The organism is Roseomonas populi, assembly GCF_024594815.1.
GTDB lineage: Bacteria > Pseudomonadota > Alphaproteobacteria > Acetobacterales > Acetobacteraceae > Roseomonas > Roseomonas populi.
Genome location: NZ_JANJOU010000009.1, coordinates 197,652 through 219,052, shown reverse-complemented (window position 1 = coordinate 219,052; position 21,401 = coordinate 197,652). Strand labels below are relative to the sequence as shown.

The 21,401-nt window shown below is 73.4% G+C and carries 23 protein-coding genes; 5 read left to right on the top strand and 18 right to left on the bottom strand.

Annotation, left to right across the window (positions count from 1 at the left end; translation table 11 throughout):
- Nucleotides 1-8 precede the first annotated feature (8 nt).
- The 7 genes from NRP21_RS13340 to NRP21_RS13310 form a co-directional block, all read right to left on the bottom strand.
- Entirely contained in the window at nt 9-1,592 is a 1,584-nt protein-coding gene (locus tag NRP21_RS13340) for a methyl-accepting chemotaxis protein (protein ID WP_257716697.1), read from the bottom strand.
- Nucleotides 1,582-2,646 carry a TRAP transporter substrate-binding protein gene (locus NRP21_RS13335; protein ID WP_257716696.1) on the bottom strand — a complete coding sequence of 355 codons (1,065 nt, stop codon included), beginning with the start codon at nt 2,644-2,646 and terminating at the stop codon, nt 1,582-1,584. Before NRP21_RS13335 ends, NRP21_RS13340 begins: the two co-directional genes overlap by 11 nt.
- A 105-nt stretch (nt 2,647-2,751) precedes the next feature.
- Nucleotides 2,752-3,207 carry a GNAT family N-acetyltransferase gene (locus NRP21_RS13330; RefSeq protein WP_257716695.1) on the bottom strand — a complete coding sequence of 152 codons (456 nt, stop codon included), beginning with the start codon at nt 3,205-3,207 and terminating at the stop codon, nt 2,752-2,754.
- Nucleotides 3,204-3,914, bottom strand: coding sequence for a TSUP family transporter (locus NRP21_RS13325; protein WP_257716694.1), 711 nt, complete (start codon nt 3,912-3,914; stop codon nt 3,204-3,206). Before NRP21_RS13325 ends, NRP21_RS13330 begins: the two co-directional genes overlap by 4 nt.
- Nucleotide 3,915: 1 nt before the next feature.
- Complete coding sequence (gene tldD, locus NRP21_RS13320) at nt 3,916-5,352, bottom strand: metalloprotease TldD (protein WP_257716693.1); 1,437 nt, start codon at nt 5,350-5,352, stop codon at nt 3,916-3,918.
- The gene (locus tag NRP21_RS13315) at nt 5,349-6,842 is read right to left on the bottom strand and encodes a PAS domain-containing sensor histidine kinase (protein WP_257716692.1); all 1,494 of its coding nucleotides are present in this window, start codon (nt 6,840-6,842) and stop codon (nt 5,349-5,351) included. Before NRP21_RS13315 ends, tldD begins: the two co-directional genes overlap by 4 nt.
- On the bottom strand, nt 6,839-7,930 hold the full coding sequence (locus tag NRP21_RS13310; RefSeq protein WP_257716691.1) for a COX15/CtaA family protein: 1,092 nt from the start codon (nt 7,928-7,930) through the stop codon (nt 6,839-6,841). The genes NRP21_RS13315 and NRP21_RS13310 overlap by 4 nt, the downstream gene beginning before the upstream one ends.
- Before the next feature lie 145 nt (nt 7,931-8,075).
- On the opposite strand from NRP21_RS13310, the gene NRP21_RS13305 reads away from it, so the two are divergent.
- Together NRP21_RS13305 and NRP21_RS13300 are read left to right on the top strand one after the other, a co-directional pair.
- Nucleotides 8,076-8,861: a glycosyltransferase family 2 protein gene (locus tag NRP21_RS13305; protein WP_257716690.1), complete on the top strand. Its 786-nt coding sequence runs from the start codon at nt 8,076-8,078 to the stop codon at nt 8,859-8,861.
- 10 nt (nt 8,862-8,871) lie between these two features.
- On the top strand, nt 8,872-9,582 hold the full coding sequence (locus tag NRP21_RS13300) for a TVP38/TMEM64 family protein (RefSeq protein WP_257716689.1): 711 nt from the start codon (nt 8,872-8,874) through the stop codon (nt 9,580-9,582).
- Between the two features lie 51 nt (nt 9,583-9,633).
- Here NRP21_RS13300 and NRP21_RS13295 read toward each other — a convergent pair whose 3' ends face one another.
- From NRP21_RS13295 to NRP21_RS13285, 3 genes are read right to left on the bottom strand one after another with little or no spacing between them, the layout of a single operon-like run.
- Complete coding sequence (locus tag NRP21_RS13295; RefSeq protein WP_257716688.1) at nt 9,634-10,122, bottom strand: hypothetical protein; 489 nt, start codon at nt 10,120-10,122, stop codon at nt 9,634-9,636.
- Nucleotides 10,122-10,670, bottom strand: coding sequence for a hypothetical protein (locus NRP21_RS13290; RefSeq protein ID WP_257716687.1), 549 nt, complete (start codon nt 10,668-10,670; stop codon nt 10,122-10,124). The genes NRP21_RS13295 and NRP21_RS13290 overlap by 1 nt, the downstream gene beginning before the upstream one ends.
- A 41-nt stretch (nt 10,671-10,711) precedes the next feature.
- Nucleotides 10,712-11,368, bottom strand: a complete 657-nt coding sequence (locus NRP21_RS13285; RefSeq protein WP_257716686.1) for a hypothetical protein — start codon at nt 11,366-11,368, stop codon at nt 10,712-10,714.
- Nucleotides 11,369-11,441: 73 nt separating this feature from the next.
- On the opposite strand from NRP21_RS13285, the gene NRP21_RS13280 reads away from it, so the two are divergent.
- Entirely contained in the window at nt 11,442-12,287 is an 846-nt protein-coding gene (locus NRP21_RS13280) for an aldo/keto reductase (RefSeq protein ID WP_257716685.1), read from the top strand.
- Here the strand turns inward: NRP21_RS13280 and NRP21_RS13275 are convergent.
- Complete coding sequence (locus NRP21_RS13275) at nt 12,284-12,661, bottom strand: response regulator (protein WP_257716684.1); 378 nt, start codon at nt 12,659-12,661, stop codon at nt 12,284-12,286. The two genes, NRP21_RS13280 and NRP21_RS13275, sit on opposite strands and share 4 nt — an antisense overlap.
- Before the next feature lie 80 nt (nt 12,662-12,741).
- Entirely contained in the window at nt 12,742-13,539 is a 798-nt protein-coding gene (locus NRP21_RS13270) for an SDR family NAD(P)-dependent oxidoreductase (protein ID WP_257716683.1), read from the bottom strand.
- Between the two features lie 110 nt (nt 13,540-13,649).
- Here NRP21_RS13270 and NRP21_RS13265 point away from each other — a divergent pair, with 110 nt between their 5' ends.
- The gene (locus tag NRP21_RS13265; protein WP_257716682.1) at nt 13,650-14,468 is read left to right on the top strand and encodes an aspartate dehydrogenase; all 819 of its coding nucleotides are present in this window, start codon (nt 13,650-13,652) and stop codon (nt 14,466-14,468) included.
- Here the strand turns inward: NRP21_RS13265 and NRP21_RS13260 are convergent.
- The 3 genes from NRP21_RS13260 to NRP21_RS13250 are packed head-to-tail and all read right to left on the bottom strand — an operon-like array spanning nt 14,465 to nt 17,948.
- Nucleotides 14,465-15,547: an alpha/beta hydrolase gene (locus NRP21_RS13260; RefSeq protein WP_257716681.1), complete on the bottom strand. Its 1,083-nt coding sequence runs from the start codon at nt 15,545-15,547 to the stop codon at nt 14,465-14,467. The genes NRP21_RS13265 and NRP21_RS13260 overlap by 4 nt on opposite strands.
- A complete protein-coding gene (locus NRP21_RS13255; RefSeq protein ID WP_257716680.1) occupies nt 15,490-16,434 on the bottom strand; it encodes a 2-hydroxyacid dehydrogenase in 945 nt (314 codons plus the stop codon). The genes NRP21_RS13260 and NRP21_RS13255 overlap by 58 nt, the downstream gene beginning before the upstream one ends.
- A 47-nt stretch (nt 16,435-16,481) precedes the next feature.
- Complete coding sequence (locus NRP21_RS13250) at nt 16,482-17,948, bottom strand: GTPase (RefSeq protein WP_257716679.1); 1,467 nt, start codon at nt 17,946-17,948, stop codon at nt 16,482-16,484.
- Here NRP21_RS13250 and NRP21_RS13245 point away from each other — a divergent pair.
- Nucleotides 17,947-18,663 (top strand): hypothetical protein, encoded by a 717-nt coding sequence (locus NRP21_RS13245; RefSeq protein ID WP_257716678.1) that lies wholly within the window; start codon nt 17,947-17,949, stop codon nt 18,661-18,663. The genes NRP21_RS13250 and NRP21_RS13245 overlap by 2 nt on opposite strands.
- A gap of 59 nt (nt 18,664-18,722) precedes the next feature.
- On the opposite strand, the gene NRP21_RS13240 is transcribed toward NRP21_RS13245, so the two are convergent.
- The 3 genes from NRP21_RS13240 to NRP21_RS13230 form a co-directional block, all read right to left on the bottom strand.
- Nucleotides 18,723-19,154, bottom strand: a complete 432-nt coding sequence (locus NRP21_RS13240; protein WP_257716677.1) for a hypothetical protein — start codon at nt 19,152-19,154, stop codon at nt 18,723-18,725.
- A 144-nt stretch (nt 19,155-19,298) separates the two neighbouring features.
- Nucleotides 19,299-19,946: a GTPase gene (locus NRP21_RS13235; RefSeq protein ID WP_257716676.1), complete on the bottom strand. Its 648-nt coding sequence runs from the start codon at nt 19,944-19,946 to the stop codon at nt 19,299-19,301.
- Nucleotides 19,947-19,963: 17 nt separating this feature from the next.
- Entirely contained in the window at nt 19,964-21,373 is a 1,410-nt protein-coding gene (locus NRP21_RS13230) for a TRAP transporter large permease (RefSeq protein ID WP_257716675.1), read from the bottom strand.
- Between the last annotated feature and the right edge of the window lie 28 nt (nt 21,374-21,401).

Genomic DNA, 21,401 nt, shown 5'->3' with positions numbered 1-21,401 from the left:
GAGGGGGCTTAGCGCCCCTCCGCCGCCACGTTCTCCACCGCCGCCCGCGTCTCATCCGCGAGCCGCGACAGGTCGATCATCGTTACCGTGATCTCCTCCGCCGAGGTCGCGTTGCTCTGCCCGATGCGGGTCAGCACCTGCACCCGCTCGGCGATGCTGCCCACCGTCGCCTCCTGCTGCTCCATGGCGATGGCGGTGGCGCCGGAGAGGCGGGCGCTCTCGCCCACCAGCCGCTCCAGTTCGTCCATGGCCTCGCCCACGGCGGCGGCGCCCTGCCGGCCCTCCCGCGCGCGGGTGCCGGCGCGCACCACCGCGTCCGCGATCTCCTGCGCCAGCGCCTCCGTGTTCACCGCCAGCGCCCGCACCTCCTCCGCCACCACGGAGAGGCCGCGCCCGTGCTCCCCGGCGCGGGCCGCCTCGATGGCGGCGTTGATAGCCAGGATGTTCGTCTGAGTCGCGATCCGGCCGATATTGGCGGCGATGCGCGTCACGCGCTCCGTGTCCTCGCCCACCGAATCCACCACGTCCACCAGGGTCTCGATCTTCGTCAGGCTCTCCGCCAGCAGGCGGCGGGCGGCCTGGGTCGTCTCGTGGGAGCCCTGGGTGATGCCGCCGACGGAGCGGATGGCGTCGCGGCTGTGGTTCAGCGCCTCGGCCAGATGATTCAGCTCCGCCAGCTGCGTCATCGCGCCGTCTGATATCTGGCTGATGGCGTCCGAGGCCTGGGTGGTCGCCACCGCCGTGCGCCGGGCGCCGTCCAGCGCCTGCTCTCCCAGGCGGCGGGTGGCGAGGAGATTGTCGCGGAACACCAGCAGGGCACGGGCCATCTCCCCCACCTGGTCGCGGCGGCCGGTCTCCGGCACCTCGGCCTCGGCCTGCCCGTGCGCCAGCCGCTCCATCGCGCCCGCCACCCGCGCCAGCGGGCGGGCGGTGAGGCGGACGAGGACGAGCCAGGTGAGGATCAGCCCGACCAGCCCCACTGCCAGCCCGGCGGCGTTCACCAGCCGCGCCGCCTGTGCCACCTGCGACGCGCGGCCCAGATTCCCCGCCGCCTCCTCCCGCACCACGTGGCGGGCCTCGCTCACCAGGCTGTCGAAGGTCACGGCGCGCACGCGCCAGGCGTCGTTCAGCGCGGCGTAGCGGTCCCGCCGCTCCTCGGCGAAGGCCTGGCGCATCTCCTCGGCCAGGGGCCCCATGCGCCGCATCATGTCCCGCGTGATGGTGACGAGAAGCGGGTCCAGCCGGTCGCCGATGCGGTCGATCAGCCGGTCATACTCGGCCGCCAGCAATTCGGCCTGCCGCACCGCGCGCCGGGCGGCCACAGCCGGCCGCACCTCCCCCAGCGCGACGTTGGAGAGGAAGCCGCTGAAGGCGAAGAGGGAGCTCGCGAAGCCGTCCACCGCCTCCGTCTGGCCGCGCTGGCGGATGCCCAGCTCCTCGATGATGGCGGCCTGCCGGGCCCCCAGCAGCGCCGCCCCGCCGGAGAGGGTACCGAGCACGACGAGCATCAGCAGCACGATCCCCGCCGCGCGGACGCTGATCCGCCCGGTCCAGGCAACGAGGCGGCGCTGCGCCGGCGGATCAGCGGGCATGGGCCTGGATCCCCGAACCGGCCGCGAGGGAGCCGTTCCAAACATCCGCGCAGTCCGGCCCGCATCGGTCGATCCAGCGCGGCAGCACGGTCCAGTTGAGGAGACCCCGGCGCAGGGCCGCTTCCCCCGGCGTCATCGGCACGGCGGTCAGGCGGCCGGTCGCGCCGGTGCAGCCCGCTCCGCCAGTGGCGCAGCGCATGCCGTCCACCGTTTCGCCCTCCACCCCGGCCCAGACGGCTGCCTCCAGCCCGGAAAGCCCCTCGCGCAGCCGCGCGCGGACATCCTCCGGCAGGGCGTTCCAGGCGGCGCGGTTGGCGACGAAGATGGAGACGCCCCAGCTCAGCGCCATGTCCTGGATGTGTGTGGCCACGTTCTGCAGCCCGATGGCGTTGCCCGACAGCGCGCCGGTCACGGCGCACTCCACCGCCCCGTCCCGCATGGCCTGCACGATGCCGTTGAAGGGCACGGAGACCGGGGTGGCGCCGAGGGCCTCGAACACCTCGCCCTGGCCGAGGGAGGAGATGCGGATGCGCCGGTTCGCGAGGTCCGACAGCCCGGAGAAGGGCTGGCGGCACCAGACCACCTGGGCGGGGTAGGTATAGACCGCGAGCAGCTCAATCCCGTAGCGCTCGGCCAGCAGGCGCTGGAGGTGGGGGCGGTAGAGCTGCACCGTCCGGCGCAGCGTGGTGATGTCCGGGTTCTGCAGGGGCAGGTCCAGGGCCTGGAACTCCGGTTCCTCGGCCGCCGCCTGGGCCAGCAGGATGGTGCCGAAGGGCACGGTCCCGCGCTGGATCAGGGAGAGCATGTCCTCCGGCTTCAGGCCGGAGCGGTCAGATGGGACGATCTCCGTTGTCACCCTGCCGCGCAGCAGCTCCGGCACGCGGTCCCGCCAGAAGGGCTCCTCGTGGCGCGTGTACTGGGAAACGCCGCCCAGGCCGCCGACCACGCGGAGATGCAGCGGTTCCTGCGCCGCCGCGCCCCCCGCGCCGGCCATGGCCATGAGCGCCGCGCCGAGCAGGCGCAGCCAGGAGGGGCGGAAGGGCGTTCGGCGCATCGCGATCCCGTGGCAGGCGGCCCGCTTCCGCGCCGCGGTTGCCGAACCATAGCCCTGGGCCGCGTACTGCCGCCAGGGTGCAGCCCCAGGGTGGGGCTGGCCGGGTCAGGCAGGGTCCAGGTGGCGGACCATGTAGACGCGGCGGAAGCCCATCTCCTCCCGCCGCTCCGTCTCCTGGAAACCGGCACGGGCATAGATGGCGCGGTTGCGCTCCATCCGCTCGTTCGTCAGCAGCCGCAGCTCGCGCAGGCCCAGGCGGCGTGCCTCGCCCTCCGCGAAGGCGAGCAAGGCGCGGCCGATGCCCTGCCCGTGCAGCCCCGGCTCCACCGCCAGGTCCTCGATCCAGAGGTGGTCCGCGCGGTCCTCGATCACCGCCAGGGCGACGAGGGCGCCGTCCCGCTCCATGACATGCGCCTGACCCTGCGCGATGCGCGCGGCGAAGTCGTCGTCCATCGGCGCGGGGCGGCGGCCGAGCAGCGGGACGTAGGGGGCGTAGGCGCGCTCCACCAGCGCACGGATCGTCGCCTCGTCCTCTGGCTTGGCGGGGCGGAGCGCGCTCATCCCCGTGCCACCAGCGCGGCGCCGCCTGCGGCCGAGATGCCGAGGATGGCCCAGCGCAGCCGCGGCCCGTCCAGCCAGCGCCGCGCCGGGCCGGAGAGGGCGGCCCCCAGCGCCACGCCCGGCAGCAGCCCGAGGGCCAGCCACGCCTCCCCCCACCCCAGCCGCCCGGCGGGGATCGCCATGGCGAGCAGGGTGAGGTGCGCCAGGAGCCAGAACAGCCCGAGGAAGCCCCGCACCGCCTGCGCCGGCAGGTGGGACACCACCAGCCCCATCAGCGGCCCGTGCACGCCGGAGATCCCGCCCATCACGCCGGAGACGAGCCCGGCCCCGGCCAGCATCGGCGTGGTGGGTTGCAGCCGGGGAACCGCCACGGCCAGCGCCACGGCCACCAGCGTGACGATCCCGTAGCCGCGCGGCGTGGCGATGCCGGGCTGGTAAACGGCCAGCGCCATGCCCGCCGCCGTGCCCAGCGCCACGCCGAGCACGGAGGGCAGCAGCATCCCCTTCGGCACGTGGCGCGAATCCACCCGCCACTGCCCGAACATCATGGGCAGGGCGGAGAGGATGAAGGGCACCGGCACCAGCCGGGGTTCGATGGCAACCAGCATGGGCACCCCCACCAGCGTCAGCCCCAGCCCCGCCGAGAGCTGCACGATGGCGGCAACGGCCACGGCCAGGCCGGCCAGGACGAAGTCCCAGAACCCCAAGTCAGACGGCCGTGCCGCCGACCGTCAGCCCCGTCATCTTCAGCGTCGGCTGGCCCACGCCCACGGGCACGCCCTGGCCCTGCTTGCCGCAGGTGCCGATGCCCGCGTCCAGCGCCATGTCGTTGCCGATCATCGAGACCTGGGTGAGGGCGCTCGGCCCGTCGCCGATCAGCGTCGCGCCCTTCACCGGCGCGCCGAGCCTGCCGTCCTCGATCATGTAGGCCTCGCTGGCCGAGAACACGAACTTGCCGGAGGTGATGTCCACCTGCCCGCCGCCGAAGTTCACGGCGTAGATGCCGCGCTTCACGCTGCGCAGGATCTCCTCCGGATGGTGGTTCCCGCCCAGCATCACCGTGTTCGTCATGCGCGGCATCGGCGCGTGGGCGTAGCTCTGCCGGCGCCCGTTGCCGGTGGGGTTCACCCCCATCAGGCGCGCGTTCTGCCGGTCCTGGATGAAGCCGGTCAGGATGCCGTCCTCGATCATCACGGTGCGGCTGGTCGGCGTGCCCTCGTCGTCGATGGTCAGGCTGCCGCGCCGGTCGGGGATGGTGCCATCATCCACCACCGTCACGCCCTTGCTCGCCACGCGCTGGCCCATCAGCCCGGCGAAGGCGGAGGTGCCCTTGCGGTTGAAGTCGCCCTCCAGCCCGTGGCCGATCGCCTCGTGCAGCAGGATGCCCGGCCAGCCCGGGCCCAGCACCACCTCCATCTCGCCGGCAGGCGCGGGCACGCTGTCCAGGTTCAGCACGGCCTGGCGCAGCGCCTCGTCCACCGCGGCCTTCCAGGTCGCCTCGCCCAGCACGCGGTCGTAGGAAAAGCGGCCACCCGTGCCGTAGCTGCCTGTCTCGCGCCGCCCGTCGCGCTCCACCACCACGTTCACGTTCAGCCGCACCAGCGGGCGAAGGTCGGCCACCTCGCGCCCGTCGGCGCGAATGATCCGCACCGCCTGCCACTCGCCGTAGAGAGAGGCCATCACCTGCACCACGCGGGAATCGCGGCCGCGGGCATAGGCGTCGATCCCGGCCAGCAGCGCGGTCTTCGCCTCGAACTCCATCAGCGGAAGCGGGTTGGCGGAATCGTAGAGCCGCGCATTCGTCGCGCGCGGCGGCTCCGCCACACGGATGCTCCCCTCGCCGGGCAGGCCGCGCACGGCGGCGGCGGCGCGGCGAAGGGCAGGGGCCGTCACCTCCCCGGCATGGGCATAGGCGGCGGCGGCCCCGCGCACGGCGCGCAGGCCGAAGCCGCGCTGCGTGTCGAAGGTGGCGGAGCGGATGCGGCCATCCTCCAGGCTCGTCATCTCGCTCTCCCGGTACTCCAGGAACAGCTCCCCGTCCTCGGCGCCCGAGAGCGCGTCGGCGGTGATGCGGGCGGCCTCGCCCCCGTCCAGCTCGCGGAAGAAGAGGCGGGCGGTGGCATCCAGCGGCGTGTCAGCGTTCATGCCGAAGTCTCCTCGGCCGGCGGCACGGCCAGCCGGACGGTGGTGCCCTTGCCGGGCGTGCTTTGCAGGTCCAGCCCGATCCCCATAGCCCCTGCCAGGGCGCGGGAGAGATAGAGGCCGAGGCCAGAGCCGGGGTAGCGCCGGCTCAGCCCGGCCTCGAGCTGGGTGAAGGCCTCGAAGGCGCGCGGGATGTCCTCCGGCGCCATGCCGATGCCCGTGTCGGCGATGGCGATCTCCGTCCCGCCCGTGGCTAGGGGCGTGGCGGAGAGCGTCACCCGCCCGCCGGCAGGCGTGAACTTCACGGCGTTGGAGATGAGGGCGTCCAGCACCTGCCGCAAGCGCCCGGCATCGCCCCGCAGCTGCGGCAACGCCTCTGGCAACGCCTCCTCGAAGGCGATCCCCGCCGCCTCCGCGGCACGGCGGGCGCTGACGGCGGCGGCGCGCAGGATGGGTAGGGGGTCCAGCACCGCGCCGCGCAGGGAGAGGGTGCCGGCCTCGATCCGCGTCGCCTCCAGCAGCCCGTCGACCAGCCCCAGGAGCTGCCGCCCGGCCTCCAGCACCTCCCTCGCGTGGTCCCGCACGGCTTCCGGCCGCGTTTCCTCCAGGATCGCCTCGGAGAAGCCGATCACGGCGTGCAGCGGCGTCCGCAGCTCGTGCGTCATCGTCGCCAGGAAGCCGGACTTGGCGCGGGAGGCCGCCTCCGCCGCGTCGCGCGCCGCCTCCAGCTCCGCCCGCGCCCGCCGCTCCTCCGTCACGTCGCGATAGGTGCGGAGGAAGCCGCCGCCGGGCATCGGGTCTGTCCGCACCTCCAGCACCGTGCCGTCGGGGCGCGTGCGGACGAAGCGGCCCGTCTCCGCGATGGTGCCCTTGCTGCGCGCCAGGGCATCCCGCGCCGCCGGGCTGGTCATGTCGCCGAACTCGAGCGAGGCGAGCTGCAGCAGCCGCAACTCGTCCACGTGGCGGCCCGGGCGCATCGTGGCCTCACCCAACCCTGTCAGCCGGGCGGCCAGGGCGTTGGCGGCGACCAGGAAGCCATCGCCGTCGAACAGCGCCACGCCGTCCGGCTGGTTGTCCAGCATCGCCTGCAGAGTTGCGGTGCGCTGCCCGGCCTCCGCTTCCGCCCGGGCACGGCGGGTCACGTCCGTGACCACCACCGCCTGCCCCCCCTCCGGCAGCGGCACCACGCGGGCCAGCACCACGGTGCCGTTCGGCCGGGTGCGCGTCAGCTCGTAAGGATGGGCTTTGACGAAGTCGTCCCGCATGACCTGGACGATTTCCTCCCGCCGGGCGCCGAACTCGCCGGCGGCCTCGCGCCGCGCGACGATGTCGGCGTGGTGCTCGCCGATCGCCACCTCGGACCCTTCCATGATCCGCTGGTAGGCCGCGTTCACCATCCGCACCCGCCGGTCCGGGCCGAAGACGCAGACGCCGTGCGGGAGGGTCTCCAGGACGGTCCGGTAAAGGTCTCCGGCGGGAGGTTCGTCGCTCAAGCGGGCCGGCCCGCGCGGGGCCGCCGCAGCGCGTGCAGCAGCAGCAGCGCGCCTGCCAGCACCGCCACCGCCACCGTCTGGTGGAGCGTGCCGAGCCAGGCCGGGACCACATGCACCAGCGTCACGACGCCGAGCGCGTACTGGACGAGAACCACGGCCGTGAAGGCCGCCGCCGCCCGCCGCGCGGCCCCGGCCGGCAGGCGGGCCAGCGCCAGCACACCGAGGGCGAGGGCGGCGAGGCCGGTGAGGGTGGCGAGCAGCCGGTGGTTGAACTGCACCGTCGCCACGTCCCCCACCAGGGCATGGAGGAAGGTGGTGGCGCCGGTGCCGCCATAGCCTTCCGGCACCAGTTGCCCGCCCATGAGGGGGAAGGTGTTGTAGTCCAGCCCCGCCTTGATCCCGGCCACGAAGCCGCCCGCCAGCATGGTCAGCACCACCAGCCCGGCCGTGGCATGAGCGAGGGGGCGCAGCGGCCGGGCCTCCGGCGGCGCATCCCGGTCCGGCCGCAGCAGTGAGAGGGCGGTCCAGAGCAGCACGCCGAAGAGGAGGAGCGCGAGGCCGAGATGGACCACCAGCCGCCAGGGCGAGACGGCGGTGCGGTCCGCCTCGAAGCCCGAGGCGACCATGAACCAGCCCACCGCGCCCTGCAGCCCGCCGAGGAAGAGGAGGAGGAGAAGGCGCTTGCCGTAGCCCTTCGGGATCCCGCCCCGCAGCCAGAACCAGAGGAGGCCGCCGGCATAGACAAGCCCGATCAGCCGCCCCCAGAGGCGGTGGGTCCATTCCAGCCAGAAGATGCTCTTGAAGCCCTCCAGCCCGAAGCCGCGGTTCACCAGCTCGTACTGCGGGATGGTGCGGTAGAGGTCGTAGAGGCGGTTCCACTCTGCCTCGCTCATCGGCGGCAGGGTGCCGCGGAGGGGAGCCCACTCCATGATGGAGAGCCCCGATCCCGTCAGCCTCGTGGCGCCGCCCAGGGCCACCATCACCCAGACCATGGCGGCGACGGCCAGCAGCCACCAGGCCACGGCACGGGCCTGCCCGGCGTGGGCGGACGCGGTGCTCGGGTAAGGGGCCTGGGCGTCGAAGGGCATGGCATCCAGCAGGTGGTGGGGAAAGAGGGGCAGGGCAAGCGCGCGGCCGGGGCGGCGCGACGGGCCGTAATATCCGACTGTCGCGGGGGCGCGGCAATGGCCGTGCTGGACGCACCCTCCGCCCCCTGCTACCCCCCGCCGCCGCATGTCCCCCACCCCCAATCCGCCCGACGGCCCGGATCCCGGCGCCCCCGCGGTCAGCCCCCGCGCCGGTAGCACCCCGGCCATCAGCGTCGTGGTGCCCGTCCGGAACGAGGCGCCGAACGTCGCGCCGCTCGTCGCCGAGATCGCCGCCGCCCTCGCCGGCACCCCGCACGAGATCATCTACGTGGACGACGGCTCCACGGACTCCACGGCGGAGGCGGTGCGGGCGCTGGGCGCGGTGCGGCTGCTGCGCCATGCCGCCTCCTGCGGGCAGTCCGCCGCCATCGTCACGGGTATCCGCGCCGCGCGCGCGCCCTGGATCGCCACCCTGGACGGGGATGGGCAGAACGACCCGGCGGACATCCCCCGCGCCTGGGCGCGGGCGCAGGCGGAGGGAATGGACACGCTGGTCGCGGGCTGGCGCACCACCCGCAAGGACACGGCCACCAAGCGCGTGACCAGCCGGATCGCCAACCGCATCCGCGCCGGTCTGCTGGGCGACGCCACGCCGGACACGGGCTGCGGGCTGAAGGTCTTTCCGCGCGACCTCTTCCTCACCCTCCCGCATTTCGACCACATGCACCGCTTCCTGCCCGCCCTGGTGCTGCGCGCCGGCGGCCGGGTGGTGAGCGAGCCGGTCGGGCACCGCCCGCGCACGCGGGGCGTCTCCAACTACGGCACGCTGGACCGGCTGGCGGTGGGGATCGTGGACCTGCTGGGGATGATGTGGCTGCAGCGCCGCTGGAAGCGCCCGCGCCTGCTGCCCGACGACCCGGCCCCGCCGTGAACGGCAACCCGTGAGCGCGACCACTGGGGCCGGCACCCCCGCCACCCGCACCCGCCGCGCCCTGACCGCGGCCGGGCGGATGGCGCTGCTGGCCGCGGGGCTGGGCGTGGCGGGCTGGATTATCCGCACCCTCGGCCTGGCGCCGGGCGGCGAGAGCGGGATGGCCTGGGTGGACCACTGGATCCGGGGCCAGGGGCTGCTGGGCGAGGCGCTGTTCATCGCCGCCGGCACCGCCGCGGCGGCCGCCGGCCTGCCCCGCCAGGCCGTGGCCTTCCTCGGCGGCTACGCCTTCGGCGCGACGATCGGCACGGCGCTTTCCCTGCTGGCGCAGGTGCTGGGCTGCGCCATCGCCTTTCTCTGGGCCCGGATGGTCGGGCGGGGCTGGGCGGCACGGCGGCTGGAAGGCCGCTTCGGCCGCCGCCTGCGCCCGCTGCACGATCGGCTGGCCGCCAGCCCCTTCGGCGCCACCCTGGCGCTGCGGCTGCTGCCCGTGGGCAACAATCTCGCCCTCAACCTGCTGGCCGGGCTGTCTGGCCTGCGGCTCGCGCCCTTCCTGGCGGCTTCCGCCGTGGGCTACCTGCCCCAGACCCTTGTCTTCGTGCTGCTGGGGGACGGTGTGGCGGTGGACCGCACGGCGCAGCTCGCCCTGGGAGCGGTCCTCTTCATCGTCTCCGTCGTGCTGGGGATCCTGCTACTGAGGCGGGAGCCGCAGGGGGGCTGACCGCCCTGCGGCATCGCTCCCGGGCGGTGCCATGCCTTTCGGCGGCCCGCGCTACTGCAGGCTGCCCCAGCGCGCCGTGGCGGGCTCGGCCGCCGCCCATTTCCAGCGGTCGCCCTGGCGGCAGGCGGTGGTGAGGAACCACTCCTGCGTCCTCTCCGCCCCCTCGCCCTCCGCAATGGAGAAGAGCGCCTCCCGGCAGGTGGCGAGGGGCGTGACCATCTCCCGCACCAGCCGGGCCTCGCCCTCCTCGTTGCCGAAGGGGATGTCGTGGTCGCTGCGCCAGGGCAGCGCCTCGCCGGGGGTAAGGCGGCCGATCACCTCGGCCACCGCGTCCTGCTCCCCGCGCGCCCGGACGCGCACGGCCCAGTTCAGCCCGGCCTGGACCGCCGCGCGGGTTCCCACCGCGATCCCAAAGCCCAGCGCCGGGTTCGCGGTGGCCGTGCCCGCGGCAACGCCGGCCAACGCGCTCGTCAGATCGGTCGCGAGGCCACAGCCGGAGAGCGGCAGCAGCACAAGGAAGGGCAGGGCGAGGCGCCGCATCACTGCAGGCTGCCCCAGCGCTCGGTGGCCGGTTCCGCGGAGGCCCAGCGCCAGTCGGCGCCGTCCTGGCAGACATAGGCGGTGTAGAAGGCGCGCCGGGGCTGCTCCTCCGGCCGCGTGGTGGCATCGACGGAGAAGACGATCTCCTTGCAGCGGATCGTCCCGGCATCGATCAGCCGGACCACGGTGACCTGGCCGCGCTCATCCGGCTCGATCGGCACGTCGTGCTCGATGGACCAGGGGGCTATGCCGCCCACCGGCAGGGGCCCCGCTGCTGCCGCCACGCTCGCCTGCGCCGCCGCATGGGCGCGGCGCTGGGCGTAGTGCAGCCCGGCCCGCACCCCCGCCTGCACGCCCAGGCCGATGCCCGTGGTCACGGTGGCGCTGGCGCCGACCGCGTCGGAGATGGCGGCGCTGCCCACGCCGGCCCCCGCCGCCGTGGTCTCGCTCAGGAGTTCGGAGCAGGCGGGGAGGGAGAGGCCGAGAAGGGCGAGGAGGAGGAAGGGGGCGCCCCGGCTGCGGGGTGGCCTGCGGTCTTGCTGCATCATGCTGTCCTGGTTCGTCCTTCCTTGGCGCTTCCGGTGACGCATCACGGCGTGATGAGGGGTCCGATCAGGGCCATGAGGCGGGAGAGCATCTCCCGCAGGTCCGGCAGGCCCGAGGGCGGCGGGGGCGGGGCCGTTCCCTCCGGCTGGCGCGCGCGGAACCGGGCCAGGGCATCGGCCGTGCCGGAGAGGGGGAGCTCCACCGGCTCCTTCATTGCCTGACCCTCGGGCACCAGCAGCCCGTCGATGCGGACGAGGACGCGGGTCGCCCCCGGCAGTTCCGCGGCGGCGCGGGCCAGGTCGGCCTCCCGCGGGGCGCAGACGAGGGAGCGGCTCTCCAGCCCGCAGGGCATGTCGAAGAGGCGGTTGGGCGGGAAACGGAGCTGGGCGGTGCCCGTCAAGGCCAGCAGCCCGCGTCCAGCGCCCTCCAGCGAGAGGTCCCGGGCCGTGACGACGGGGACCAGCTTGCCGCCGCGGTCCGCCACCTCCAGCGCCAGGGCGGCGAGGCCGGCGGAGGCGGGCGCGACGGGCTGGCGGTGCAGCATCCGGCACTCCGAGCGGTCCGTCATGCGGTCCAGCGAGCAGGAGAGGATCCAGGAGCCGACCGATTCGGTCCCGCCACCCTGGGCAAGGGCCGGGCCGAGGGCCAACCCAAGGGACGGCAGCACGAGGAACAGGAGGAGGGCGACAAGCCGCGTCATCCCGCCCACATTCGCATGGCCGCGCCCGCCGCGCGGCGCGCGATCGCGTGACCAGTGCCAGGGAAGCCGCAGTATGACCGCCAAGCCACAGCGAACCGCGCGCCTGCCGGACGGCACGGAGGTGCCCTCCCTCGGCCAGGGCACCTGGCACATGGGGGAGCGCGGGAGCGACCGGCGGGCGGAAGCGGACGCCCTGCGGCTCGGCCTGGACCTCGGCATGACGCTGATCGACACGGCGGAGATGTACGCCGATGGCGGCGCCGAGGAGGTGGTGCGGGACGCCATTGCCGGGCGGCGGGAGGAGGTCTTCCTCGTCAGCAAGGTCTATCCCCAGAACGCCTCCCGAGCGCGCATGGCCCGCAGCTGCGAGGCCAGCCTGCGCCGGATGGGGGTGGAGGCGATCGACCTCTACCTGCTGCACTGGCGCGGCGGCGTGCCGCTGGCGGAAACGGTGGAGGCCTTCGAGCGCCTGATCGAGGCCGGGAAGATCCGCCGCTGGGGCGTCTCCAACCTCGACGTGGACGACCTGGAGGAACTGGGCGCCGCCCTGCCGGACTGCGCGACGGACCAGGTCCTCTACAACCTGGAGGCCCGGGGCCCGGAATACGACCTGCTGCCCTTCTGCCGGGACCACCGTATGCCCGTGATGGCCTATTCCCCCGTGGGGCAGGGCGGGCGGATGCTGGGGAAGCCGGCGCTGCGGGAGGTGGCGGCGCGCCACGGGACCGGCCCGGCGACCATTGCCCTGGCCTTCACCCTGCGGCGGGAGGGGATCATCGCCATCCCCAAGGCCGCCGATCCCGCCCATGTCCGGCAGAACGCGGCCGCACAGGAGATCACGCTGACAGAGGAGGACCTGCGGGCACTGGACGCCGCCTTTCCGCCGCCCAGGCGCAAGCAGGCATTGGCGATGCTCTAGGCGTCCTCGGAGGGCGGGTTCACGCCGAGGCTCCGCATCGCGTCCACCAGTTCCCGCGTACGGAAGGGCTTGCGCAGGAACCGCTCGTTCGGCCCGAAATCCCGGGCATTGGCATGGGCGGGGCGGCCGGTGAGATAGATGATCGGCAGTTCCGGGTGCCGCTCCTGCGCCACCCTCGCCGTATCGAACCCGCTGGGGCCGGGGCCGAGGTCGATATCGGTCAGCAGCAGGCTGCAGCCCGCGCTGGAGGCGAGATGCGCCAGCGCGGCATCCGCTGTGGCGGCCGGGCGCACGGCGAAGCCCTCCGCCTCGATGATGTCGGTCAGGACATCGCGGACGAGGTCGTCATCTTCCAGCACAACCACGTCGAACATCGGTCCCGTCCTGGCCATCACCCGCCCTCTTCCCACCCCCTAACGTCGCGCGGGCGAAAGTGTTGGGCTCGATGAAACGCTCAGACGGCCATGGTGGCAACCGAGCCGCCATCCACGCGGTAGTTCGCCCCGTTCACGAAACTGGCCCGTTCGGAGCACAGGAGAGCGATCACCGACGCCACCTCCTCCACCCGCCCGCGCCGGCGCAGCTCCAAGGTGGGCCGCTCCTCCTTCAGGAAGCTCTGCACGGCCTCCTCGAAGGAGGTGCCGCGCTCCTTCGCGCGCTTCTCCATCATCGCGTCCGTCATCGGCGTCTCGATGTAGGCGGGGGAGACGCTGTTCACGAGCACGCCCTGGCGCGCATAGGTCTTGGACAGGCCCTTGGTCAGGTTCAGGACCGCGGCCTTGGCGGCGCAGTAGGGCAGCTCGTCCGGGTAGGGCTGCACCGCGTCCTCGGACCCGATCAGGACCACGCGGCCCCAGCCCTGCTCCACCATGCCGGGGATCAGGGCGCGGCAGATCCGCACGGCGGAGAGGAAATCGACGTCCAGCGCTGTCTGCCAGTCGTCGTCGATCAGGGTGTGGAAGCTGCCCGTGGGGCCTGTGATGCCGGCCGCATTCACGAGAATGCCGACGGGCCCGAAGGCCTCGCGCGCCGCGAGGGCCAGGGCTTCGACCTCGGCGGGCTTCGTCAGGTCCGCCGCCACGGCCTTCACCGCGCCGCCCAACCCGGCCGCTGCCTTCTCCAGCGGGGCGGACTCCTTGTCCGACAGCACGACCTTCGCGCCCTCGGCGAGAAGAAGCCGCGCCGTTTCCAGCCCGATCCCGGAATCGCCGCCCGTCACCACCGCCACGCGGCCCTTGATCCCGAGATCCATGCGCGCTGCCCCGTTCTCCGCTATGCCCGGTGCTGGACGCCGCGGCGGGCGCATGGTTTCCGAGCGCAGCAGTCGGGCATTCTCACGATTCACGTGACGAGAGGACGGGAATGAGCACCAGACCTCCCCTTCGCATCGCCGTCGCCGGCCTCGGCGCGGTGGGAATGGCCGTGGTGGCCGCGCTGGAGAAGGGCCTGCCGGGCTGCGAGCTGGCCGCCGTCTCCGCCCGCGACATCGAGGGCGCGAAGGCCCGCCTTTCCACTGCCACCGCGCGCCCCGTGCCCGTGGTGCCGGTGGAGGCGCTGGAGCCGCTGGCCGACATCGTGGTGGAGGCCGCCCCCGCCGCCCTTCTGCCCGCGATCGCCGAGCCCTTCCTGCGCGCCGGCAAGAGCGTGGTGGTGCTGAGCGCGGGCGCGCTGCTGCGGGCCGAGCACCTGCTGGAACTGGCGAAGAGGCATGGCGGCCAGGTCACCGTGCCCACAGGCGCACTCATCGGCCTGGACGCCGTAGCCGCGGCGGCGGAGGGCACCATTCATTCCGTGCGGATGGTCACGCGCAAGCCCGTGCGCGGATTGGTGGGCGCGCCCTACCTCGTGGAGAACAACATCGCCATCGAGGACATCAAGGAGCCGCTGCGAATCTTCAAGGGCACGCCGCGCGAGGCGGCGATCGGCTTCCCCGCCAACCTCAACGTCGCCGTCGCGCTCTCGCTCGCCGGCATCGGGCCGGACCGGACGGAGCTGGAGATCTGGGCGGACCCGGCGCTGACGCGCAACACGCACCGGATCGAGGTCGATTCGGATTCCGCCGCCTTCTCCATGCAGATCGAGAACATCCCGAGCGAGAACCCGAAGACCGGGCGCATCACTGCGCTTTCCGTTATTGCGTGCCTTCGCAAGATGGCCGCGCCGCTGCGGGTGGGGACCTAGCGCAGCCGGTCGCGGATCCATGCATGGCCGCGCGCGCGCACCTTCGCCGCGATGCGCGTGGAGAAGTGGATCAGGCCGTGCGGTGATTCGGGTACCAGGTGCAACTCCACCTCGCCGCCGGCGGTGCGCCAGCGCTCCGCCAGTTCCAGCGTGTCGTCGCGCAGGGGATCGAGCGTGCCGGTGAACATCAGCGCCGGCGGCAGCCCGCGCAGGTCGGCATAGAGCGGCGAGAGGTCCGGCGCGCGGCGTTCCTCGTCGTTCAGGTCCGGGGTCAGGCGGCACAACGCCTTCTTCAGGTCGCGCCCGGGAAGCACCAGCGTATCGCGCCCGGCCTCCCGCACGCTCCTCGTGCCGGCCAGGTCGTAGACGCCGTAATGGAGCACGGCGCCCCGCACGCGCCGGAGCAGATCGGGCCAGGCCTTCAGCCGAAGCAGCGTGGCGACGGCCAGGTGGCCGCCCGCGGATTCGCCGGTGAACACCACCGGCATCCCCGCATACTCCGGCAGGCCGCCCTCCAGCAGCCAGCGCGCGGCGGCGGTGCAGTCCTTGATGAGTTCCTCCACCGGCACGCGCCCGGCCAGCCGGTAATCGACCGAGACCACCGCCACGCCGCAGGCGTGGATGATCCGGGAATTCAGCCCGTCATCCACCCGCGCATTGCCGATGGCCCAGCCGCCGCCGTGGATATCCAGCACCACTCCCTTCACTGGCGCGCGGGAGCGGAGGATGCGCACGGGTACGCGCAGCCCATCCGCCTCCGCCACCCGCTCCTCCAGGTCGAGCCCGACGCGCCGGACCGCCCTGTCGCTCCCGGTCTGGGAGAGCCGCAGGAGCGACTGGATCAGGAGCTGGTCGAAGCGGTTGCGGAGCTTGAAGCGCGGCAGCCAGTCCAGCTTCCGGTTGAACTTCCGCGCTTCCGCGAGGTCGTCCTCGTCGATGCTGAGTGTCGAAATGGCGCAGGTCCCGGGGCGGCGTTGCAGGTGGCGATGGGAACGGCCCTGGCCCGGCCGCGTTGCGGCGCCTAGGCCACCACGCTCGAAAGTAGCCGCCCCGCGAAGAAGGCCTCCAGGTTGTCCCACACGAGCTGCCGCTGCGCGGCCTGGGCCGAGGCAGAGTAGGCGGCGACGTGCGGCGTCAGCACCGCGTTCGGGATGGCGCGCAGCCGTTCCGGCACGTTCGGCTCGTCCTCGAACACGTCCAGCGCGGCGCCGGCGATCGCGCGGCGTTCCAGCGCGTCGCACAGCGCCTCCGTATCCACCACGGAGCCGCGGGAGATGTTCACCACCTCGCCCTCCGGCCCCAGGGCCTCCAGCACGGCGGCGTTCACCGCGTGCCGGTTCTCCGGCGCGGCGCGGACGGCCACCATCAGCACGTCCGACCAGCGGGCGAGGGCTTCCAGGTTGTCGTGGTAGGCGTAGCCCACGCCCTCCGCCACGCGGCGGTTGTGGTAGGCGATCTCCATCCCGAAAGCCGCCGCGCGCGCGGCGATCCGCTTGCCGATCGCGCCCAGCCCGTAGATGCCCAGGCGCCGCCCGTAGAGCCCGGGGACCAGCGGCAGGCGCTCGATCGCGTTGCCGCTCCAGCGCCCCTCGCGCACGTAGCGGTCGCCCTCCGCGATCTTCCGCCCGCTCGCCAGCACCAAGCCCATGGCGAATTCCGCCACGGCCTCCGCATTTGCCTCCCCGGCATTCGTCACGGCGATGCCGCGCGCAGCGGCGGCGGCCATGTCAACGCCTTCGAAGCCCGTGCCGTATAAGTGGATCAGGCCGAGATTCGGCAGCGCGGCCACCAGCGCCGCGTCCGTCCGCAGCGTGCCGAGCGTGACCAGCGCCCGCGCCGCGTCCGCCCCTGGCGGCAGGCAAGCGGCCTCGGAGCGCTCCAGCGGGCCGAGCACGGTGTAGCGCTCCTCCAGCCGCGCCACGAGCGGCTGGGGCAGGCGCGGCGCCATCAGGATCACGGGCTTCACGCGGGCACCTCCGGGCGGCTGATGCGGCGCAACATGCACCCGCTCCGTCAGCCCCGGAAGCGCCCGAGGAAGGAAACCACCTCCTGCAGGCTCGGCGGGTGCTGCAGCACCGCCCAGCGATCCTTCAGGAAGGCGAGATAGGCCTGGCCCAGCGCGGTGGTCAGCCCGTAAGCGAGCGCCGCGTTCACCGCGCCGCCCGCCACGCTGCCGACGCCCGGGATGAACTTCAGCAGCGTGCCGAGGGCCCGGCCCGCCACGCGCCCGCCCACCCCGGCGGCGGCCGGGCCCAGCAGGGCGGCGGCCACCGTCTTCAGCGGCATCTCCTCGGCCGGCGTTCCCATCCGCACCGTCACGTCCACGATCATCTTCGCCTGCACGCCGAAGAGCAGCGCGGCATCGGCAAAGGGGATGGGGGTGGCCGCGAGCGCCGCCGCCACCTTCGCGTGGGCAGCGATGGCCGCCTCCGCCTCCGCGATCTTCGGGGCCAGGGCGACGAGGTTAGCCGCCGCCGCCGCCGCGCGCCGCCCTTCCGGCAGGGCCTCCACTGTGGCCGCCACCAGTGCCTCCAGCCCGCGCGCCTCCACCCGCGCGCCGCCTCCATGAGAGCTGCCCGGGAAGAGGCGCGGCGCCGCCACCACGCGCAGCACGTCGCGCGCCTCCGGGATCAGCCCCCGCACGGCTTCCGAGAACTTGTCCTCGCCCCAGGCCTTGGTCAGCACCACGAGGACGGGCACGCCCTGTGCCGCCAGCAGCCGCGCCAGATCCTGGTCCGCAGGCTCCACCCGCTCCCCCGCCGCATCGATGCAGAGCCAGGCGAGGTGCAGCCGCTCCTCCTCCGGCAACGCCGCCAGCCGGGCCAGCTCCGTCTCCACCGCGGCCCGCGTCTCCTTGTAGGCGCCGGGCTCCAATCCCCGCGTATCGGCCAGGTGCAGGGGCGCGCAGGGGTGGCGGTACCAGGTGGCCACGGTGGAGACCGGCGCGCCTTCCCCCGTTTCTGCCGCCACGCGGCCGAAGACGGCGTTCACCAGGGTGCTCTTCCCCGCGCCCGAACGGCCGGCCAGCAGCACGTTGCAGCGCTGCATCCCGGCCATCCGGTCCTCGATCCCCGGCACCGCGGAAACCGCCTCGTCCAGCAGCGTCGCCCCGCGGCCGAGCAGGCGGCCGACCCAGCTCCCCCGCTGCGGCGCCGGGCGCGTGAAACCCCGCGCCACGGGCGAGGTATCCCCGAGAGCGGAGAGCTTGCGGACCCGCAGCGCCGTCAGCAGGGCGGGCAGGGTAGGGGGGGTGTCGGCGCCCTCGACCAGCAAGGGGCGCAGGGCGCGGGCCAACGGCAGCGGCTCCGTCTCGGCCAGGCGGGCGGCCGCCGCGATCTCCGCCCGCTCCGGCCCCGTGCAGACGAGGAGCAGGGGCAGGGGATCGCCCCCGGCCACGGCGCGGCGGGCGTGGTCCAGCGCGATGGCGATGGGGTCCGGCTTGACGGTCCTGCGGAACATCGGGCGGAGTCTGCCCGGCATGGCCGGACCCGTCCAACCCCACCCCGCGCGTTTCGCGGAACCTTCGCCGGAAGGTGACAGCGCCTCCCTCATCGCCGCCCTGCTGGCGGGCAGCGAGGGGGAGCTGGCCGCGGAGCTGGAGCCGGCCGTGGAGGCCTTCATCGGCAACGCCGTGTTCCGCTACGTGGCGGAGGAGGCGTTGGTGGCCATCAGCGTGACGGCGGTGTTCTTCGCCCTGGCGGCGGTCGCGCCCTACATGCCCAGCATCACCTGGGCGCTGATCGGGGCAGGGGCCGTGCTGCTCTGGTACCTCGTCCACTTCGCCCAGGGGGTGGTCTCCGCCTGGCCGCTGGCGCGGGCGCTCTTCTTGCTGCGCGGCGCCCCGGTGTTCCGCTTCGCCCTCTTTGTCCTCTCGCGCTACGCGATCACCATGCTGGAGGCGAAGATGGAGGAGATCGGCCGCGCCGCCTCCCTCATTCCCCGCTTCGGCATCCGCCTGGCGCGGGTGGTGTACCAGGACGACCGGGATCGCGTGGCCCTGGCCCTGGCGGATGCGCTGGCCCGGCCGGTGAAGCGGGAGCTGCTCTGGACCGCCGCGCTGGGGCTGCTGCCGATGCTGGTGGTGATGTTCGGCTTCCGCTCCGCCTTAATGTGGAAGGCCGGGCTCTACGGCGTGGCGCACATGGCCTGGTACGAGCTGCTGCTGCTGCCCTTCCGCGGCGGGCTGGGCGGGTAGGCCACAACGGGAAAGGGCCCGGCGAACCGGGCCCTTCCTGCTTCGGCGCGTCGCGGCGCCTACCGCGTGGCGCGATCTGCCGCGCGCCCGGCCGCCGTGCCGGGCGGGTTGGCCGGCGTGCCGTCCGACTGGGAGGGATAGGCGCCCGAGGTGTTGGTGCCCGCCGCCCGGTCGAAGGCACGGGTGGCGGCGGTGCCGGGCGGGTTGCTGCCGCGATGCGTCTCGGCCTGGCGGTGCTGCGGATGGGCCGGGGCGGCGCGGTCCGCAGCGCGGCCGACTGCGGTGCCCGGCGGGTTGGCGCGCGTGCCGTCGGACTGGGAGGGGTAGGCGCCCGAGGTGTTGGTGCCGGCGGCACGGTCCAGGGCGCGGGTGGCCGCCGTGCCGGGTGGGTTGCCGGGCGTGCCATCCGCCGGGGCAGCCGTCTGGGCCTGGGCCGCCACTGAGAGCAGCGCGGCGGCGGCGGTGCCGAGAAGGGCGATGCGAGCGATCATCGAAGGCGTTCCTTCTTCCGGGGAGTCCGATAGCGGGCCTCCCACAACCGGAAGCTTTGCGCTAGGTTGCGTCGCCGGCATGACGGGGGCGGGGTCACTTCGCGGCAGGCATGGCGCTTTCGGGGCAGCCCTCCGGGCCGCGGGTCAGCCCGGCAGGAAGGGGCGGGAGGCGGTGAGCAGCTCCTGCAGCCCGTGCGCGGGCAGCAGCACCGCCCCACCCTCGCCCAGCAGTGGCCGCGTGTTCACCGCGATAACCGGCAGATCGCCCATCGCCTCCGCAACCCGCGCGCGGAGCCGGGCATGGGCTTCCGCGCCGGGCTCCGCATGGGTGAGCACGACGAGGAAGGGAATACCCACCCTGCGCAGCGCCTCCGCGAAGGCGGCCAGGGTTCCTTCGCCGGCGAAGGCTCGCCCGCCCTCTGCGTTCACCACGAGCCAGACGAGGTGCGGGCGCCGGGCAGGGCCGGCCTCCGCGATAGCCGCCTCCAGCCGCGCCACCTGCGCCGCGCTCTCCGCCGCTTCCAGCCCGCGCGTGTCGCCCAGGGCGAGGCCGAGGCCGGACTCCCGGCCGTACCAGCGCGTCCCCGCCGTCACGGGCGCCCCGGCCTCGGAGCGGGCGGCTTCTTCGCCCAGCACCGCGTTCACCAGCGCGCTCTTCCCCGCCCCGGTCGGCCCGACGAGCAGGATCCGCCCGCGCCCCGCGGCCCAGTCCGGCGGCGCTGGCAGGGTGGAACGGAAAAGGCCCGGGATGGCGCCGCGAAGCGCCCCCCAGACCCGGTCCAGGAACCCCATTCCCGGCAGTTGCCCGCCTAGTTGAAGGTGATGGGCGGCGCGTCCTCGCCCGTGTCGGGCATCGGCACCTCGATCCGGACGGAGTTGGGGTCCACGCCCGTCCCCTTGTCGATCCAGTAGGTCACGCTCTCCGGCCAGATGATGACGATGGCCACCAGCAGGAGCTGCAGCAGCAGCCAGGGCACCGCGCCCCAGTAGATGTCGCGGGAGAGGACGGACTTCGGCGCGATGCCGCGCAGGTAGAACAGCGCGAAGCCGAAGGGCGGGTGCATGAAGCTCGTCTGCAGGTTGATGCAGAGCAGCACGCCGAACCAGACGAGGTCGATGCCGAGCTTTGCGGCCACGGGGGCCAGCAGCGGCACGATGATGAAGGCGATCTCGAAGAAGTCGAGGAAGAAGGCCAGGAAGAAGACGAAGACGTTGACGGCGATGAGGAAGCCCACCTGCCCGCCCGGCAGGCCGGAGAGCATGTGCTCCAGCCAGAGCCCGCCATCGACGCCCTGGAACACCAGGGAGAAGACGGTGGAGCCGATGAGGATGAAGATCACCATGGCGGTGATCCGCATCGTGTTGGACATCGCTTCCCGGATCAGGACCCAGGAGTAGCGCCCGTTCACCCAGGCCAGCGCCACCGCGCCCACCGCGCCCATGGCGCCCGCTTCCGTCGGGGTGGCGAGGCCCAGGAAGATGGTGCCGAGCACGAGGAAGATCAGCACGATGGAGGGCACCATGCCCTTCAGCACGCGCCAGTAGAGCGGCCAGCCGCGCTTGCCCAGCGCCTCGGCCGGCAGGGCCGGCACCTTGTGGGGCGCGAAGATGGAGACGCCCGCGATGAAGGCCATGAAGAGCAGGATCTGCAGGATGGAGGGCCCGATCGCGCCCGCGTACATGTCGCCCACCGAGCGGCCGAGCTGGTCGCCCAGCACGATGAGGACGAGGCTGGGCGGGATGACCTGCGTGATGGTGCCCGAGGCCGCGATCACGCCCGTGGCAATCCGCATGTCGTAGCCGTAGCGCATCATGATCGGCAGGGAGATCATGCCCATGGCGATGACAGAGGCGGCCACCGTGCCGGTGATGGCGCCGAGCACGGCGCCGACGAGGATGACGGCATAGGCCAGGCCGCCCGGGATCTTGCCGAAGAGCTGCCCCGTGCCCTCCAGCAGGTCCTCCGCCAACCCGCAGCGCTCCAAGATCGCGCCCATCAGGGTGAAGAAGGGGATGGAGAGCAGCAGGTCGTTCGACAGCGTGCCGAAGACGCGCAGCGGCAGGTTGCCGAGATAGGCGGTGGTGAAGAAGCCCAGCTCGATGGAGATGAAGCCGAAGAACAGCCCCACCGCGGCCAGGGAGAAGGCCACGGGGAAGCCGAGCAGGAGGAAGAGCACCAGGCCGCCGAACATCAGCGGCGGCATGTAGTCCGCGTTCATGGAAAGATCCGTCCGGTCGTCGTCTGGT

Bases quoted from the DNA above. Each gene is read 5' to 3' on its own strand.
- NRP21_RS13335 (WP_257716696.1), bottom strand. From the start codon at position 2,646: ATGCGCCGAACGCCCTTCCGCCCCTCCTGGCTGCGCCTGCTCGGCGCG.
- NRP21_RS13245 (WP_257716678.1), top strand. From the start codon at position 17,947: ATGGCCGGACCCGTCCAACCCCACCCCGCGCGTTTCGCGGAACCTTCG.
- NRP21_RS13265 (WP_257716682.1), top strand. From the start codon at position 13,650: ATGAGCACCAGACCTCCCCTTCGCATCGCCGTCGCCGGCCTCGGCGCG.
- NRP21_RS13250 (WP_257716679.1), bottom strand. From the start codon at position 17,948: ATGCCGGGCAGACTCCGCCCGATGTTCCGCAGGACCGTCAAGCCGGAC.
- NRP21_RS13280 (WP_257716685.1), top strand. From the start codon at position 11,442: ATGACCGCCAAGCCACAGCGAACCGCGCGCCTGCCGGACGGCACGGAG.
- NRP21_RS13230 (WP_257716675.1), bottom strand. From the start codon at position 21,373: ATGAACGCGGACTACATGCCGCCGCTGATGTTCGGCGGCCTGGTGCTC.
- NRP21_RS13285 (WP_257716686.1), bottom strand. From the start codon at position 11,368: ATGACGCGGCTTGTCGCCCTCCTCCTGTTCCTCGTGCTGCCGTCCCTT.
- NRP21_RS13305 (WP_257716690.1), top strand. From the start codon at position 8,076: ATGTCCCCCACCCCCAATCCGCCCGACGGCCCGGATCCCGGCGCCCCC.
- NRP21_RS13290 (WP_257716687.1), bottom strand. From the start codon at position 10,670: ATGATGCAGCAAGACCGCAGGCCACCCCGCAGCCGGGGCGCCCCCTTC.
- tldD (WP_257716693.1), bottom strand. From the start codon at position 5,352: ATGAACGCTGACACGCCGCTGGATGCCACCGCCCGCCTCTTCTTCCGC.
- NRP21_RS13240 (WP_257716677.1), bottom strand. From the start codon at position 19,154: ATGATCGCTCGCATCGCCCTTCTCGGCACCGCCGCCGCCGCGCTGCTC.
- NRP21_RS13340 (WP_257716697.1), bottom strand. From the start codon at position 1,592: ATGCCCGCTGATCCGCCGGCGCAGCGCCGCCTCGTTGCCTGGACCGGG.
- NRP21_RS13295 (WP_257716688.1), bottom strand. From the start codon at position 10,122: ATGCGGCGCCTCGCCCTGCCCTTCCTTGTGCTGCTGCCGCTCTCCGGC.
- NRP21_RS13275 (WP_257716684.1), bottom strand. From the start codon at position 12,661: ATGTTCGACGTGGTTGTGCTGGAAGATGACGACCTCGTCCGCGATGTC.
- NRP21_RS13270 (WP_257716683.1), bottom strand. From the start codon at position 13,539: ATGGATCTCGGGATCAAGGGCCGCGTGGCGGTGGTGACGGGCGGCGAT.
- NRP21_RS13330 (WP_257716695.1), bottom strand. From the start codon at position 3,207: ATGAGCGCGCTCCGCCCCGCCAAGCCAGAGGACGAGGCGACGATCCGT.
- NRP21_RS13310 (WP_257716691.1), bottom strand. From the start codon at position 7,930: ATGCCCTTCGACGCCCAGGCCCCTTACCCGAGCACCGCGTCCGCCCAC.
- NRP21_RS13235 (WP_257716676.1), bottom strand. From the start codon at position 19,946: ATGGGGTTCCTGGACCGGGTCTGGGGGGCGCTTCGCGGCGCCATCCCG.